Annotated in this window: 16 protein-coding genes; 10 read left to right on the top strand and 6 right to left on the bottom strand. The window is 62.5% G+C overall.

Features of this window, described 5'->3' with window-relative positions; translation table 11 throughout:
- Window positions 1–25: 25 nt before the first annotated feature.
- Complete coding sequence (locus tag AB0O52_RS09565; RefSeq protein ID WP_364536690.1) at window positions 26–700, top strand: 4-carboxy-4-hydroxy-2-oxoadipate aldolase/oxaloacetate decarboxylase; 675 nt, start codon at window positions 26–28, stop codon at window positions 698–700.
- A gap of 140 nt (window positions 701–840) precedes the next feature.
- Here the strand turns inward: AB0O52_RS09565 and AB0O52_RS09560 are convergent, their stop codons facing one another.
- On the bottom strand, window positions 841–1,062 hold the full coding sequence (locus tag AB0O52_RS09560; RefSeq protein WP_364536687.1) for a hypothetical protein: 222 nt from the start codon (window positions 1,060–1,062) through the stop codon (window positions 841–843).
- 129 nt (window positions 1,063–1,191) lie between these two features.
- Window positions 1,192–2,124 carry a LysR substrate-binding domain-containing protein gene (locus tag AB0O52_RS09555; protein ID WP_364536684.1) on the bottom strand — a complete coding sequence of 311 codons (933 nt, stop codon included), beginning with the start codon at window positions 2,122–2,124 and terminating at the stop codon, window positions 1,192–1,194.
- A 537-nt stretch (window positions 2,125–2,661) separates the two neighbouring features.
- Here AB0O52_RS09555 and AB0O52_RS09550 point away from each other — a divergent pair.
- From AB0O52_RS09550 to AB0O52_RS09525, 6 genes are read left to right on the top strand one after another with little or no spacing between them, the layout of a single operon-like run.
- Window positions 2,662–3,450, top strand: a complete 789-nt coding sequence (locus tag AB0O52_RS09550; RefSeq protein ID WP_364536681.1) for a 5-oxoprolinase subunit PxpA — start codon at window positions 2,662–2,664, stop codon at window positions 3,448–3,450.
- A 1-nt stretch (window position 3,451) separates the two neighbouring features.
- Window positions 3,452–4,174 (top strand): carboxyltransferase domain-containing protein, encoded by a 723-nt coding sequence (locus tag AB0O52_RS09545; RefSeq protein ID WP_364536678.1) that lies wholly within the window; start codon window positions 3,452–3,454, stop codon window positions 4,172–4,174.
- A complete protein-coding gene (locus tag AB0O52_RS09540) occupies window positions 4,171–5,184 on the top strand; it encodes an allophanate hydrolase (RefSeq protein ID WP_364536675.1) in 1,014 nt (337 codons plus the stop codon). The genes AB0O52_RS09545 and AB0O52_RS09540 overlap by 4 nt, the downstream gene beginning before the upstream one ends.
- Before the next feature lie 57 nt (window positions 5,185–5,241).
- A complete protein-coding gene (locus tag AB0O52_RS09535; protein ID WP_364536672.1) occupies window positions 5,242–6,354 on the top strand; it encodes an MFS transporter in 1,113 nt (370 codons plus the stop codon).
- On the top strand, window positions 6,309–6,581 hold the full coding sequence (locus AB0O52_RS09530; protein WP_364536669.1) for an MFS transporter: 273 nt from the start codon (window positions 6,309–6,311) through the stop codon (window positions 6,579–6,581). The genes AB0O52_RS09535 and AB0O52_RS09530 overlap by 46 nt, the downstream gene beginning before the upstream one ends.
- Window positions 6,582–6,638: 57 nt before the next feature.
- Complete coding sequence (locus AB0O52_RS09525; protein ID WP_078107213.1) at window positions 6,639–7,388, top strand: SDR family oxidoreductase; 750 nt, start codon at window positions 6,639–6,641, stop codon at window positions 7,386–7,388.
- Window positions 7,389–7,425: 37 nt separating this feature from the next.
- Here AB0O52_RS09525 and AB0O52_RS09520 read toward each other — a convergent pair whose 3' ends face one another.
- Window positions 7,426–7,860 carry a hotdog domain-containing protein gene (locus tag AB0O52_RS09520; RefSeq protein WP_084784486.1) on the bottom strand — a complete coding sequence of 145 codons (435 nt, stop codon included), beginning with the start codon at window positions 7,858–7,860 and terminating at the stop codon, window positions 7,426–7,428.
- Window positions 7,861–8,085: 225 nt separating this feature from the next.
- On the opposite strand from AB0O52_RS09520, the gene AB0O52_RS09515 reads away from it, so the two are divergent.
- Window positions 8,086–8,979, top strand: coding sequence for a cytochrome c oxidase assembly protein (locus tag AB0O52_RS09515; protein ID WP_364536664.1), 894 nt, complete (start codon window positions 8,086–8,088; stop codon window positions 8,977–8,979).
- Between the two features lie 45 nt (window positions 8,980–9,024).
- On the opposite strand, the gene AB0O52_RS09510 is transcribed toward AB0O52_RS09515, so the two are convergent.
- The 3 genes from AB0O52_RS09510 to purB all read right to left on the bottom strand — a co-directional run bounded on the left by AB0O52_RS09510 (window position 9,025) and on the right by purB (window position 11,808).
- Entirely contained in the window at window positions 9,025–9,528 is a 504-nt protein-coding gene (locus AB0O52_RS09510; RefSeq protein WP_234751783.1) for a GNAT family N-acetyltransferase, read from the bottom strand.
- A gap of 124 nt (window positions 9,529–9,652) precedes the next feature.
- Window positions 9,653–10,312: a histidine phosphatase family protein gene (locus tag AB0O52_RS09505; protein ID WP_364536660.1), complete on the bottom strand. Its 660-nt coding sequence runs from the start codon at window positions 10,310–10,312 to the stop codon at window positions 9,653–9,655.
- A 53-nt stretch (window positions 10,313–10,365) separates the two neighbouring features.
- A complete protein-coding gene (gene purB / locus AB0O52_RS09500; RefSeq protein ID WP_364536657.1) occupies window positions 10,366–11,808 on the bottom strand; it encodes an adenylosuccinate lyase in 1,443 nt (480 codons plus the stop codon).
- Window positions 11,809–12,000: 192 nt separating this feature from the next.
- On the opposite strand from purB, the gene AB0O52_RS09495 reads away from it, so the two are divergent.
- Together AB0O52_RS09495 and AB0O52_RS09490 are read left to right on the top strand one after the other, a co-directional pair.
- Window positions 12,001–12,309, top strand: a complete 309-nt coding sequence (locus AB0O52_RS09495) for a hypothetical protein (protein ID WP_364536655.1) — start codon at window positions 12,001–12,003, stop codon at window positions 12,307–12,309.
- Window positions 12,309–13,679 carry a hypothetical protein gene (locus tag AB0O52_RS09490; protein WP_364536652.1) on the top strand — a complete coding sequence of 457 codons (1,371 nt, stop codon included), beginning with the start codon at window positions 12,309–12,311 and terminating at the stop codon, window positions 13,677–13,679. Before AB0O52_RS09495 ends, AB0O52_RS09490 begins: the two co-directional genes overlap by 1 nt.
- Window positions 13,680–13,705: the final 26 nt, after the last annotated feature.

The following is a 13,705-nucleotide window of genomic DNA, read 5'->3' as shown; positions in this document are numbered from 1 at the left end:
GCCAGCCAAGAGAAAGATTCAGGAAATGATCCACGTAAAGACCAAATTCCAGAGGCCGGACGCCGACGTCGTCAGCCGCCTTGCGGCGTTCTCCTCCGCGACCATCCACGAAGCCCAGGGCCGCAGGGGCGCCCTGAGTTCCAAGATCAAGCCCATCGACCGCTCCATGTCGTTCTGCGGCCCGGCCGTGACAGTGGCCTGTGCCCCGCAGGACAACCTCATGCTGCAGGTCGCCATCCACTACGCCCAGGCAGGTGACGTGGTCCTGGTCGGCGCGCAGGAATTTTCCGACGCCGGAACCTTCGGCGACGTCTTGGGCAATGCCATGAAAGCCAAGGGCATTGCGGCGATGGTGACGGATTCCGGCGTGCGGGACACCCAGGACCTCATCGAACTCGGCCTCCCGGTGTTCTCGGGCAGCGTGTGCATCAAGGGAACGGTAAAGGAAACCCTCGGGCCGATCAACCACCCGCTCGTCTTCGGCGATGAGATCGTCTACCCCGGCGATATCCTCCGCGGTGACGCTGACGGCGTCGTGGTAGTGCGCCGTGAGGAAGCAGAAGAAGTCATTGCGCTCTCGCAGGCCCGCGACGATGCCGAACGCGAGCTTATTAAGGCCTACCACGCCGGAGGCACCACCATCGAGTTGTGCGGACTGACGGAGAAGCTGAAGGCCAAGGGCCTTCTGGTAGAAGACTGATTTTCCAGCTTGGGCCGGTCACCGAATACGGTGGCCGGCCTTTTGCGCGTCTTTCCGGGCACGAAGAAGGCGCCTTGCCGGGGGCAAGGCGCCTTGAATCGTGCAGTGGAGAGGGAAGCCGACGACGGCGGGCTGCCGAGTCAGTCCAGCCCGGAGTATCCTGGCCGGGCATCGACCAGATACCATTCGATGCTGTGTCCGGCGTGGGCCGGCATGAGGCTTCCTTCGAAGACAAAGAGGGGTTCGCCCACCCCACCCACGGGACGCCAGAAACCGTTCCTTGGGCAGTGGAATCCCGTCCGTGCACTGATCGCTCCGAGGGTTGGATTCGAAACCCGCCGGGTCTGGCTGATCTTTTTCACCGCTGTTCCTTTGATTGGGTTCACGGAATCCGTGAGCCGCTTCGAATTACTTGCTAATTCGATAATAGGAAATAAAAGCGACGGTGAATAAGACCAAAGACGTCTGTCCGGATAAGGCAACGTTATGGATCAAGCCTCGGATGGATCGGCCGCGTATTTGCTGATCAACTGTTGCTGGAGCATCTCCTTGACCAGGATGAGCACGGCAGAGGCGGCCTCGGACAGCGGCTCATGGTCCGGGGTGCACAGGGCAATCTTGCTCTGCAGGGCCGGTTCGACAATCCGCAACACCTTGAAGTTCTCATCGGGGAAAAGCGCATCAGCGGCGGACTTTGGAAGGACGGTGGCCCCGAGGTTTGCGCGGATGAGCCGAACAAGCGACGGAACCGATTCCACTTCGCCTACGAGCCGCAGGGGCAGTCCTTGGTCGGCCAGTCCCTTCTCGATGATCTGGCGCAGGGTGTGGTTCTTTTCGGGGAGGAATAGTCCGAGGGTGCTGGCCTCTTCAAGCGTGACCGTTGTTCGCCCATTGGCCACGTCGACGTCTTCATTGGTCACCAAGTGCAGGTCTTCCACAATCATCGTGGTGAACTGCACTCCGCGGATCTTCCCTGGTTCATAGATCAGCGCCATGTCGAGGCGGCCGTTCTTGATCGCCTCGCTCAATACGCCGCCGAAGATCTCCGTCAGGTGCACCACAATGTCCGGGTAACGCCGGCCGACCTCGCGGATAATCTGCGGCGTCAGGCTGGAGGCCATGCTGTACGGTGCGATCGCGATGGACACCCTGCCGGACGGCGCGGCCCCGGACGTCGCTACATCCTGCCGCGCTTGTTCGACGAGCCGCAGGATGGTCTGGGCGTGGCGATAGAGGGTGTGTCCCGCGGCGGTCGGCTCGACTCCTTGCTTGCTGCGGATCAGCAGGCGTTGCTTCAAGTCGCTTTCCAGCGCCGAAACCTGCTGGCTGAGGGCAGGCTGGGCGACGTGGAGCGCGGCGGCAGCCTTGGTGATGCTCCCCGAATCGACGATCTTTACAAAATATGAGAGCTTCCGCGTGTCCATGGGTTTGCCTTCCTCTGGGCCCTCAATCGGAGCCTGGATGCCATAAGGAAATTCTATGTAGGCACACACAATCCGTCTTTGTGTGACCTGTCTCTCAGCGGCTAATTTGAGATCCACATCCCCGTGGTGGCGTTTCCCAATCCTTACCGGAAGTTCGTTGACTCCCCATCAACCAATTGTCCCGATACCCAAATATAGACGCACTTGGCGCGCTGCCCCACAAATCGTTCCTCACGTAAAGAGCACCCTATGAGACTTCCGGGCGCATCACCCTCCGGCCGCGGCGGCACCCGGTCAATGCCAGCAGCATGTGTGCCGTAGGTCATAACCGGGAGCTATCCCGTGATAGCGAATAGGTCTTTGTGCCCGAAGTTCGTCGATGCGAGACTTCTATCACCAAAGAATTATCGACAGTTCCTCTGATTGAAGATTTTAGCCAAACACTTTCAATCGAACGGGCAACTGAATTCTTCCGATATTTCGGCGTTTGTATGGAATATCCAAACACCCTATGCAGAACCACGGAAAGAGAACCACGTGAACCCGATAATTGATCTTGTAGCGGATCTTGGAGAGGGATTCGGTGCCTACACGATAGGCAGCGACACCGATCTTCTGGAGATCGTTTCAAGCGCCAATATCGCTTGCGGGTTCCACGCCGGCGATCCCGACATCATGGACGCTACCGTTGCTGAATGCGTTCGCCGCGGGGTAGGTATTGGAGCCCACCCGAGCTTCCCGGACCTGCGTGGATTCGGCCGCCGGGACATGGGTCTGTCTGCCAACGAGGTGCGCGCGGATGTGCTGTACCAGCTGGGGGCCCTGAACGGCTTCGCAGCCTTCCACGGAACCAAGGTGACCCACATCGCGCCGCACGGCCGGCTGGGAAATCTCGTCGCTGTCCGAGCGGACTACGCTGAGGCCGTAGCCGAGGCCGCCGCCCGCGTGGACAACGAACTCATCGTGGTCGCGCAGGAGGGCGAGTTGGCCAAGGCGGCACGTTCCGCCGGCCTGGACGTGGCCATCGTCGGCATCGTCGATCGTGCCTACCAGGAAGACGGGACACTGGTCCCGCGCAGCCAGCCCGGTGCCGTACTCCACGATCCCTCGGCCATCGTCGAGCGAACCGTCCGCATGGTGTGCGAGGGCAAGATCCGGTGCGCCAACGGCACTGACATCGACATCGCCACTGACACTGTCCTGCTTCATGGGGACAATCCAGGAGCCGTCGAGCTCGCCCGGTTCATCCGCTCGGAGCTCATTTCGGCCGGCGTCCGTATCGCCCCCCTGACCGAGGTCATGGATGCCAAGAGGAAGGCGGCCTGACATGTCCGTTCTCACAACGGCTCCCACCGAGATCTACGAATCCGGAGACTCCGCACTGCGCGTCGTCGCCCTTGCTGAAGCAAGCGAGGACAACTGGCTCACAGTCCACCGTCTCGCTGACTGGCTGGAGAGCTGTGGCGCCGAAGGCCTTCATGGCGCGGTACCTACCTATGATTCCGTGCTGGTGGAATTCGACCCCGTCCTGGTGTCGGCCCGCCAGGTGCGCGCGTTCGTGAAGCTGGGACTTCTCGAAATGGGCCGGTCCGCCGGCAATGCAGCAGCAGCCCGTGAATTTGACGTTCCTGTGGTCTACGGCGGCGAATATGGTCCCGACCTGGAGAAAGTAGCCGAATACCAGAACATCTCCACCGAGGAAGTCATCCGCCTTCATACCGAAAAGACCTACACCGTTCGCTGCCTCGGTGCACCGGCCGGCTCGCCCATGATGGACGGCCCCGCGTTCCCCAAGCCCGTGCCGCGCCTCAAGGATCCCCGGCTCAGCGTCCCGGCAGGGGCAGTGGCAGTGGCAGGACGCCAGGCCGTCATCGCACCCGCAGTGGCTCCCGGTGGCTGGTGCGTCATCGGCCAGACCCCTTTGACCGTCCTGAACATTCGTCGCGAACCGCTGGTCCCCTACAAGCCCGGAGACATTCTTCGGTTCCGGCGCATCGAGGCCGGAGATTTCGACTCATACCTCGGCAAGGAACTGGAAGCAAGGCCATGAGCGGGCACATCCTCATCCAGCAACCGGGTAACTCCGTGGTCACAGACCTTGGCCGTTTCCGCGGACCGCGCTTTGGACTTCCGGTCAACGGCGCCTTGGACCAGTACTCAGCCCGGGCCGCCAACATCCTGGCCGGCAACCCGGACAACGATCCGCTCGTGGAGATCACGGCCCTCGACTTCAGGATGAAAGCGCAGTCCGACATCCTGATTGCGGTCACAGGGGCTCCCCTGACACTCACCGTTGGTGGGCGTCCGTGCAGCCAGTGGGAACCGGTTTCGGCCCGTGCAGGCGAGACGGTGGCCATCCGGGGAATCAACCGGGGCCTCCGCGCCTACCTGGCCATCCATGGTTCGGTAGAGGCCCCTACGCTGCTGGGCAGTTGTGCTCCGGACACCGTTGTGGGCTTTGGCCTCCAGCTCAAGGAAGGAACCACGCTCGTGACCCGCCGCAGCGTGGGTCCTGTTCGCCAACCGTACTTCGACCTTCCGCTTTTCCGGCTTGGTCTTGAACGGCCGGACATGGGGCAGGAACTGATGGTCGATGTCACCGACGGTCCGGATGTCGCCGAGTTTGGCGATTCCGCCGAGTTGCTCTTCACGTCGGAATACGCCGTGAGCGGCCGGAGCAACCACATCGGCTTGAGGCTTGGCGGTGAACTTCCGGAAAGAACCTCAAGCGGTGAAGTGCTTTCACGCGGGGTGTCGGTGGGCGCCGTCGAGGTTCCTTCCCGGGAAGAACTGCTGGTACTGCATCGGGGACGCGGCGTCACTGCCGGATATCCAGTCCTCGCTGTGGTCACCAGTAATGGCCTGGACGTCCTTGCCCAAGCCCGCCCGGGCGACAAGGTCCACTTCAGGAAAACAACGGTGGCCGAGGCAACTTCCGCCCACCGGCGCTCGCGGGCACAGCTTGATACCCTCCGCGAATCCGTCAACACAGTCTTCGGACTACTTGGCATTGGATGCCGACCCCAGTGGCAGGACCTCCCGGTTGCGGCATGCAGCTAAAAACCTGTCGTCAAAACCAATAGGCGTTGCTACGCTCAACATCAAGAAGGAAGCGTCATGACCGCTAACACCAACGCTGCACAAGTGCAGCATGAACGGCTCACAGGCCGTCAAACGCGCAAGGTTGTCACCGCAGGCTGCGTTGGCATCTTCGTGGAACTTTATGACAACGGCATCTTCGCGTTTATGGCCGGGACGCTTGCCCTGGTGTTCCTTGCCCCGGGAAACCCGGACAACGCCCTGTTGTTCGTATTCGCCGGCTACGCAGTCTCGTTCTTCGTCCGGCCCCTTGGCGCAGTTGTTTGCGGCTACTTGGGTGACCGGATCGGCAGGCAAAAGCTACTGGTCTTCGTCATTCTGCTGATCAGCGTCGCCACCGCGGGTATCGGGATCCTGCCGACGTACGCGGCCATCGGCATAGCGGCGCCCATACTGCTCGTCCTCCTGCGGCTCCTGCAGGGCTTCTCGGTTGGCGGCGAGGCCGCCGGCGCTATGACCTTCCTCGCTGAACACGCCCCCGAAGGCAAGCGCGGCATCATCACCTCCTACGCACAGATCGCTTCGTTCGCAGCACTGCTCACCGGTACCCTCGTGGCGTTCTCCATGTCTCCTTGGCTCACCCAGGCCGCGATCGACGGCGGTGGCTTCGGCTCCTTCGCGTGGCGCATTCCTTTCCTGGTCGCCATTCCCATGGGCGTCATCGGTTGGTACATCCGAAAGGCCATCGCGGACACCCCCAACTTCACCAAGCTCAAGGAAGAGGGCGGCCTTTCCAGGAACCCGCTCAAGGAAGCCTTCCAGTCCGCTGAGCACCGCCGTGCCATGGTTCTGGCCCTCTTCATCCCGCTCATGAACGGCTCCGGCTACTACGTCCTGTTCTCCTACATGCCTACGTTCCTCAAGGGCAAGCAGCTCAACTTCACCATCGGCGAGGCGCTGTTCATCACCGCCTGCAGCCTGGTTGTCATCTGCATCGCCATTCCCTTCATGGGTGCCCTGTCCGACCGTATCGGCCGCAAGAAGGTCATCGCCGGCTCCGCCATCGCCATGACCATCCTGGGCATCCCGTCCTACGCCCTCATCGCAACCGGAAACATGGGCCTGGCTTCCTCGGCGCCTCGATCATGGCCATCGTCTTCGCCGGCCACACGGCCGTCATCCACATCCTGATCGTTGAGCTGTTCCCCACCCGGGTTCGGTACTCCGCTTACGGACTTGGCTACAACATCTCCTCCGCGCTCTTCGGCGGAACGGCTCCTTTGCTGATGACCTGGCTTATCAGCAGCACGGGCAACATCTACATGCCGGCCTTCTACGCAGTCGTCACGGCCCTCGGCACGCTTGCAGCCGTGAGCACGGTCAAGGACCGGGCCCACGAACCCCTGCGCGACGCTTAGGCGCCGCTGACCTCCGGCACAGTTCGTGCCTTCCCATTTCCACCCTTTGGAGAACCGATGTCTTTTTCCGACTACAACACCGCCCTCGTCACCGGAGCGTCAACCGGTATGGGTGCCGCGATCACGGAGCGCCTGGCCAAGAGGGGCCTGACCGTTCACGCCGTGGCCCGCAACGAGGAACGCCTCAGCGAACTGGCCGATCGTACGGGTGCTATCCCGCACGTAGTCGACCTGACCGACACAGCGGCGCTGACCGCCGTCGTGAGCGAACTGAAGGTCGACGTGCTGGTCAACTGCGCGGGAGTTTCCCGGCCCGGCAACCTCCTGGACTCGTCCGAGCAGGACATCGACGAGCTCATCGACGTGAACCTTCGCGGCCTGCTTCAGCTCACGCGCCTGGTCCTGCCGGGCATGGTGGAGCGCGACCTTGGCCACATCATCAACATCAGCTCGATCGCCGGCGTCTACAACTTCTACGGCCACACGGTGTACCACGCCACGAAGGCAGCCGTGCACCAGATCTCCCGCCAGCTCAGGAATGACACGGTCGGCAAGCGCATCCGCGTGACCGAGATCTGCCCCGGCAGGGTGGAGACCGAGATCTTCGGCCGGAACATGGGCGGTACGCCTGAAGCCATGGAAGAAGCGTGGAAGACCTACTACGAAGGCTACGAGTCGCTGACCACTGACGACATCGTCAACGCCCTCGACTACGCCATCGAAACCCCGCGCCACGTCAATGTGGGCATGCTGGAACTTATGCCGACGTTCCAGGTCCCCGGCGGTCTGACCTTCGACAGGCGCTGACCGCAAGCTGGCGGCCGCGAATTTCGCGGCCGCCAGATCAGTCCTCGTGGAGCGCTTGCGTCAGGTGGTGCGTGGGGATGCGGTCACGGTCATAGGTGATTTCCGTGTAGCCGTGCGGTTCCGGCCGGCCGTCGTGCCCGAGGTTGACGAACACGATTTCCTCGATGGTCAGGATGCTGTCGCGGGTGATCATGTTGCGCACTTCCGCGCGCATAGTCAGTGACGTCCGGCCGAAGCGGACTGCGGTCAGGCCCATCTCCACTAGATCGCCCTGAACGGCCGAGCTGACAAAGTTGATTTCGGAGATGTACTTGGTGACGGCGCGGCCGTTTCCAAGTTGGAGGATTGCGTAGATTGCCGCTTCCTCGTCGATCCATTTCAGCAGGCTTCCACCGAACAGTGTGCCGTTGGCGTTGAGGTCCTCCGGACGTATCCACTTGCGGGTCCGGAACGTGATGTCAGCCTTTTCCATAATGCGAGATTAGCCGAGGCCGGCCGCCCGCGTCTCCTGCGGTGTGCCATGCTCGGCGCGACTCCGTAACATGGATAGGGTGCACCCGGTTCAGGGCACAACACGACACGCCGATTCGCGCACCATGCGGCACACCGGGAAGCGCTGGAGGAACACCATGAAGATCGACAAAACCCATCGCCGTGCCGGGCTGAACACCCGGCCTTCCGACGTGGACCACTGACCATGCCACCGTTGAACGCCGTGTTGGGCACCTGGTCAATGAACTGGCCTGCCCTGGCCATTCTTATTGCCGCAATCGTCCTGTATTCAAAGGGCCTGATTGCTGCCAAGCGTCGGGATGCGCGCTGGCCTCTGTGGAACTCGTTTGCCTTCTTCGTCCTGGGCCTGGGCAGCTTCGCGGTCCTCAGCTTTGGATTCCCGGGAACGTACAGCCACGACCTGCGGTGGGCTTTCACCCTCAAAGTGACGTCCTATCTGTTTGTGGTGCCGCTGTTGATTGGCCTGGGCAAGCCGTTAACCCTTGCAAGGCAGACCCTTGGCCCCGTGGGCGCTGCCAGGCTGGAAGCGGTACTCGGGCACGGGCTCGTCCGCATGCTCAGCAACACGCTCGTGGCGGCGCTTCTGGGACTCGCCATGTTCACAGTGTTCCTGACTCCGTTTTTCTACGTGCTCCGGACCAACCCCGCCGCCGACGTCATCCTGACGCTGCTGGTGCCCGCCATGGGACTCCTCATGAGCGTACCGATCATGGAAGACGGCGCGGGACGCACCTCATCGCTCATCGTCGTCGAGTTCATTTTTGTATTCATTGAGCTGCTCGCCGATGCGGTGCCCGGAGTCCTGATGCGGCTCAGTCCGGGAATTCTCGACGGCGCCAGCTCAGTCTTGGGCAATCAGCCGGCCTGGTTCCCCTCGCCGCTACGGGACCAGCAACTCGCGGGAGACCTGATGTGGTTCCTCGCGGAGATCGTGGATCTCCCGCTCATCATCCTGATGTTCGTCCGGTTCTCCCGGAGCGACAAGCACGAGGCCAGGAGCTTCGACGACCTGAGCGATGAAGAAATCGAGGCGCTGAACCGGGCCCATCTGGGGCAGGGCGGACGCAGCCTGGACTGATCGGCGGCCCGGCAGAGCAGGGCTGGAGCGGAGGCCGACCTGTCCTTAGGCCATCGCAGTGTGCGAGGCGCTGTGCGAATCGATCGGTTTGGCGTAACACTGCGAGTGGCTGACACCAATGTAAGGGCCGAAGTTGGGCACTGCGGCGAAACCGGCGCTTTCGTAGAAGCTGCGGCCGTCCGATTGGGCCGAACCCGCTTCCGCTGTGATCATGCTGAAACCGTGGGCATGCGCCTGCGCTTCCAACGCGGCAAGGATGGAGCTGGCCACTCCTGAGCCCCTCGCGTACGGGACGACGTATAGACGCTTGATTTCGGCGGTTTCGGCATCCAGAATCCGTAGGCCTCCGCAACCCAGGGGCTGGCCGGAGCACTTTTCGTAGGCAACGACAAAAACGGCTGTGTCCGCTTCCGACGGCGCGGGTCCGGGCTCGTGGTCTGAGTTGCCGAAACGTGCGTCCAGTTCCGCTTGCTGCGCCGCGCGGAGGTCTGCACCCACCGGGTTAGCCCAGGTGACCTGTCTGATGTTGAGCCGCGGATTGGTCTGCATCGGAACCTCTTTCGCCGGAGGGGGTTATGCCTATCAAGCCTAGGAAGCGGGGGTTACCGCGGTGTTTCCTGCGCGTAAGCGTCCGGAGAAATACGGGTGCGTTGGGGTTGGGCCCAAGCAGCCGTCATTCGATGGCGTCGCCGGTGGGATCTTCGGCCGTCCGGTCGGCCAAGGCGAGTCCGCCTACCGGGCTTTGGTCCCAGTGCAGCAGGTGCCAGCCGCTCTCCGGGTCGCCGTCGAGCACCACGATTCCGGTGTTCTGCAGCTGGTGGGTGGCGGCGAACTCGCGGCCGACGTCCCTGGCACGGCGACCTGCCCAGCAGCGGATCGCGGCACCGTGGCTGACCACGACGGCGGTCTGGTCGCCTGCCGCTACCACCTTGGCAATGGCAGCGTCGTAGCGGGCGAAGAACTCGTGGCCATCACCCGCGCCCGGCATGCGCAGGTCGAGTTCACCGTCCGTCCACGCGAAAACGGTGCTCATGTACCGGTGGTGCGATTCGTGGTCGGTGAGCTTCTCCAGGGCTCCGGCTTCAATCTCCTGCAGGCCGTGCAACACGGTGGCCTCGAGCTCCAGGGCTTTTGCAAGGGGGGCGGCCGTCAGCTGGGTGCGAACCAGCGTGGACGCGTAGATGGCCGTGATGTCCTCGTTGGCAAGGGACTCCGGGAGCGCAGCGGCCTGACGTTCGCCGAGTTCAGTCAGTCCCGGACCGGGAAACGCCGTGTCCAATTGCCCCAAGACGTTTCCGGGGGTCTGCCCGTGGCGGATAAGCAAGAGCCTCATGCTGGCACAGTTCCTTACATCGATTCGGAAACGCCGGGTCCGCAGCGCTCGCTCTACTTCAGGTGGTCCACCAACTGGTCCGCGATACCGGTGTACTTGCCCGGAGTAAGTGCAAGGAGGCGTGCTTCGGCTTCGGAAGACAACCCCAGGCTCGAGACGAACTCCTGCATGCGGACGGCATCCACACGCTGACCGCGGGTGAGATCCTTGAGTCGCTCGTACGGGTTTTCCATTCCCTCGACGCCGGCGATGGCCTCGGCGCGCATGACCATCTGAATCGCCTCGCCCAGGACTTCCCAGTTGGTATCGAGGTCGGCTGCCAGCACTTCCTCGGCAACGTCAAGGGCCTTCAGTCCCTTGGCAACATTCGAGATTGCAAGGAGCGAGTGCCCGAATGCGACGCCGATGTTGCGCTGCGAGGAAGAATCAGTGAGGTCTCGCTGCCAACGGGAGGTAACCAGCGTCGCGCCCAGAGTGTCCAGCAATCCGTTGGATATCTCCAGGTTGGCTTCGGCGTTTTCGAAGCGGATCGGGTTGACCTTGTGCGGCATGGTGGAGGAGCCGGTGGCGCCGGCAACCGGGATCTGCCGGAAGTAGCCAATCGAGATGTAGCTCCAGATGTCCGTGCAGACGTTGTGCAGAATGCGGTTGAAGCGTGCGACGTCGGCATAGAGCTCGGCCTGCCAGTCGTGGCTCTCGATCTGCGTGGTCAACGGGTTCCACGTCAGTTCCAGGCCTTCAACAAAGGACTGGGCCACGGCCTCCCAATCGGCGCCGGGAACGGAAGCGACATGTGCGGCATAAGTGCCGGTAGCGCCATTGATCTTGCCCAGGTACTGGGTCTTGGAAACGCGGTCCAGCTGGCGGCTCAGGCGGTGCGCGATGACTGCCAGTTCCTTGCCAAGAGTGGTGGGAGTGGCCGGTTGGCCGTGTGTGCGGGAAAGCATCGGGACGGCGCGGTTCTCCTCGGCCATCGCTTCGATCTGCTTTACCAAGGCGCTGGCAGCAGGGAGCCAGACATTTTCCACGGCACCCTTGACGCCCAGGGCGTAGGAAAGGTTATTGATGTCTTCCGATGTGCAGCCGAAGTGCACCATCGCGGTCAGGTTCTCGATACCGATAGCGGGGAGGCGGCGGCCGATATAGTACTCAACGGCCTTGACGTCGTGGACCGTGACGGCTTCGATTTCAGCGAGTTCCGCGATCGAAGCGGAGTCGAACTCGGTGACGATGGCCCGCAGCTTCTCCTGCTGTTCGGTGCTCAGGGGCCCGGCGCCGGGAAGTACGTTGTTGCTGGTCAGGTGGATGAGCCACTCGACCTCGACGGCCACGCGGTCGCGGTTGAGAGCGGCCTCGGACAAATAATCGACCAAGGGAGCGACGGCGGACTGGTACCGGCCGTCCAGCGGGCCCAGAGCGATCGGCTCAGGCGACGCGGCGAGAGCCAGGCGTCCAGAGGGCGTACGGGTAACAGCGGCGGCGACGGTTTCAGGCATGGGGCAATTCTTTCATGAACTCGGCTCGCGCCATCAAGCCGGACCTCACTATGTGCATAACATCGCGGCCTCCTCTTCCTCAGCGTGTTTCCGGCAGGTTATCCACATAGCCGGTCGCGGCGGTTCCGCGCCACCGGACCACAACGTAGCGTCACTGCCACAACATCAAAGGACATGGAGGAGGACAACGTCTTGAGCGGCATTCTTATGGCGGCCGGAGGAACGGATCTGGATTCGCAGCAATGTATTTCGCGAGACGGGGAGATCCAGAAGCTCGGATGGCGGATGAGCGTCTGCGCGGACCAAGCAGACGCCGTTCTTGCCAAGCTGGCGCAGTTGCAACTCGAGCAATGGGAGTCGCCGGCCGGCCGTGCGTACCGGACAACGCTGGCTTTGCAGGCCGCCTCCCTTCGAAGAGGACGTGATGGCTTGCGGGAGGCCGCTGCGGCGACGCTCCGCCATGCCCGGAATGTGGGATCGAAGCCACAGTCCGGCTTCTGATGGCCGAGGTCGCTCCCATCGGTGCGGGCGGAACTCCCCACCCTCGAATACCCGGGACGGATGGCACTTTGCGGATACGCGGCGGAGTGGGTGGAATCCGCTTCCAATTCGAAGAGTTGCTTGCTGGCGCTGCCGCGCTTGACGGACTCGTGCTCCAACTGCAGGCCATCGAAGTCGAAGCTGAAGCGGTGAGGGTGGCTCTCTTCCCGCACCAGGCCTCGGCCTACACGAGTGGAAGCAACGCCATCATTGCCGTCGGCGAGAGCGGCAGGGACATTGGGCGCGTCCGCGATCAGCTTCAGCGGATTGGCAACGATGTCAGGGCAAGCCACCGTGAATATGAGTTTGCCGAATCACATGCGGCGATCAGGCTGCGGATGGGCATGGGAATGCCAGTCCTCATGACTGGTCCGAATCCCTTGGACCTTGGCCCGAGTGGCGCCACAGAAGGAGCCGTCCGGGATCTGACCCGGATATTGACACTGATGATGGGCCTGCCCCCGGCAGCCGCGAACCTTTCCGGGGCGATCGTCGGACCTACTGATGTGGGCGCCGTCCTGAGAGCGATCGTGGCGGTCCCCGCATTCGCCTTCCTCAGGCCGCGTCCTATTTCGGTCAGCACGGGAGAGACCGCCACCAAGAGCGTGGACCTGTCGGCAGCCGGAATGCTCCGGGAACTGGATCACGTCGGCACTACTTCAAATGGCGAAATAGAAGTGCTGCAGGTAGATAAGGACGGAGCGGGGGCGTGGGTGGTCTTGATCCCGGGCACGCAGCCGGGCAATCCGCCCGGAGGCAGCAATCCACTGGACGAAGCCGGGATTGCCGAAGCGCTGGGATACAACTCGACGGAAACCAGCAAGGCCATCCGTCAGGCGTTGCTCGAGGCAGGCGCCGCGGCCGGCGAAACGGTGGTGGCAGTCGGCCACAGCCAAGGGGGAATCCATGCCATGAACTTGAGCAAGGACAAAGCGTTCCTCGCCGAGTATGACCTCAAGTTTGTAGTGACAGCTGGATCGCCCGTCGGCGGGATCACCCCGGAAGCCGGCATCGGGAGCCTGCACTTGGAGCACGAACAGGATTGGGTTCCCGGCGCGGAAGGCAAAGCGAATCCGGACACCAAGGACAGAGTTACGGTAACCATGACCAATCCGGTGATCCTGGAACCCGGCGAAGACCAAGGCATTGGGCCGGCTCACAAGCTCTCACGCTACGAGGAAGGGGCAAGGCTGGTGCAGCTCAGCTCGGATCCGTCACTGGCCGCTTCCACGGCAACTCTGGGCGGAATACTGGGCGTTGGTGGAGTGGTCAAAGCGACCCGGTTCAAGCTCACCCGGGAAACACCGCCGGCGCCGCGGGGAGGACGATGAGGAAAGCCGGGCAACATGCTGGGCCA

It is taken from the genome of Arthrobacter sp. NPDC080073, from assembly GCF_040686575.1.
GTDB lineage: Bacteria > Actinomycetota > Actinomycetes > Actinomycetales > Micrococcaceae > Arthrobacter.
The sequence above is the reverse complement of the archived record's forward strand: the minus strand, read 5'-3'. Positions and strand labels throughout refer to the sequence as shown.

Bases quoted from the DNA above. Each gene is read 5' to 3' on its own strand.
- AB0O52_RS09565 (WP_364536690.1), top strand. From the start codon at position 26: ATGATCCACGTAAAGACCAAATTCCAGAGGCCGGACGCCGACGTCGTC.
- AB0O52_RS09555 (WP_364536684.1), bottom strand. From the start codon at position 2,124: ATGGACACGCGGAAGCTCTCATATTTTGTAAAGATCGTCGATTCGGGG.
- AB0O52_RS09545 (WP_364536678.1), top strand. From the start codon at position 3,452: ATGTCCGTTCTCACAACGGCTCCCACCGAGATCTACGAATCCGGAGAC.
- AB0O52_RS09540 (WP_364536675.1), top strand. From the start codon at position 4,171: ATGAGCGGGCACATCCTCATCCAGCAACCGGGTAACTCCGTGGTCACA.
- AB0O52_RS09535 (WP_364536672.1), top strand. From the start codon at position 5,242: ATGACCGCTAACACCAACGCTGCACAAGTGCAGCATGAACGGCTCACA.
- AB0O52_RS09530 (WP_364536669.1), top strand. From the start codon at position 6,309: ATGGCCATCGTCTTCGCCGGCCACACGGCCGTCATCCACATCCTGATC.
- AB0O52_RS09525 (WP_078107213.1), top strand. From the start codon at position 6,639: ATGTCTTTTTCCGACTACAACACCGCCCTCGTCACCGGAGCGTCAACC.
- AB0O52_RS09520 (WP_084784486.1), bottom strand. From the start codon at position 7,860: ATGGAAAAGGCTGACATCACGTTCCGGACCCGCAAGTGGATACGTCCG.
- AB0O52_RS09515 (WP_364536664.1), top strand. From the start codon at position 8,086: ATGCCACCGTTGAACGCCGTGTTGGGCACCTGGTCAATGAACTGGCCT.
- AB0O52_RS09510 (WP_234751783.1), bottom strand. From the start codon at position 9,528: ATGCAGACCAATCCGCGGCTCAACATCAGACAGGTCACCTGGGCTAAC.
- AB0O52_RS09505 (WP_364536660.1), bottom strand. From the start codon at position 10,312: ATGAGGCTCTTGCTTATCCGCCACGGGCAGACCCCCGGAAACGTCTTG.
- purB (WP_364536657.1), bottom strand. From the start codon at position 11,808: ATGCCTGAAACCGTCGCCGCCGCTGTTACCCGTACGCCCTCTGGACGC.
- AB0O52_RS09490 (WP_364536652.1), top strand. From the start codon at position 12,309: ATGGCCGAGGTCGCTCCCATCGGTGCGGGCGGAACTCCCCACCCTCGA.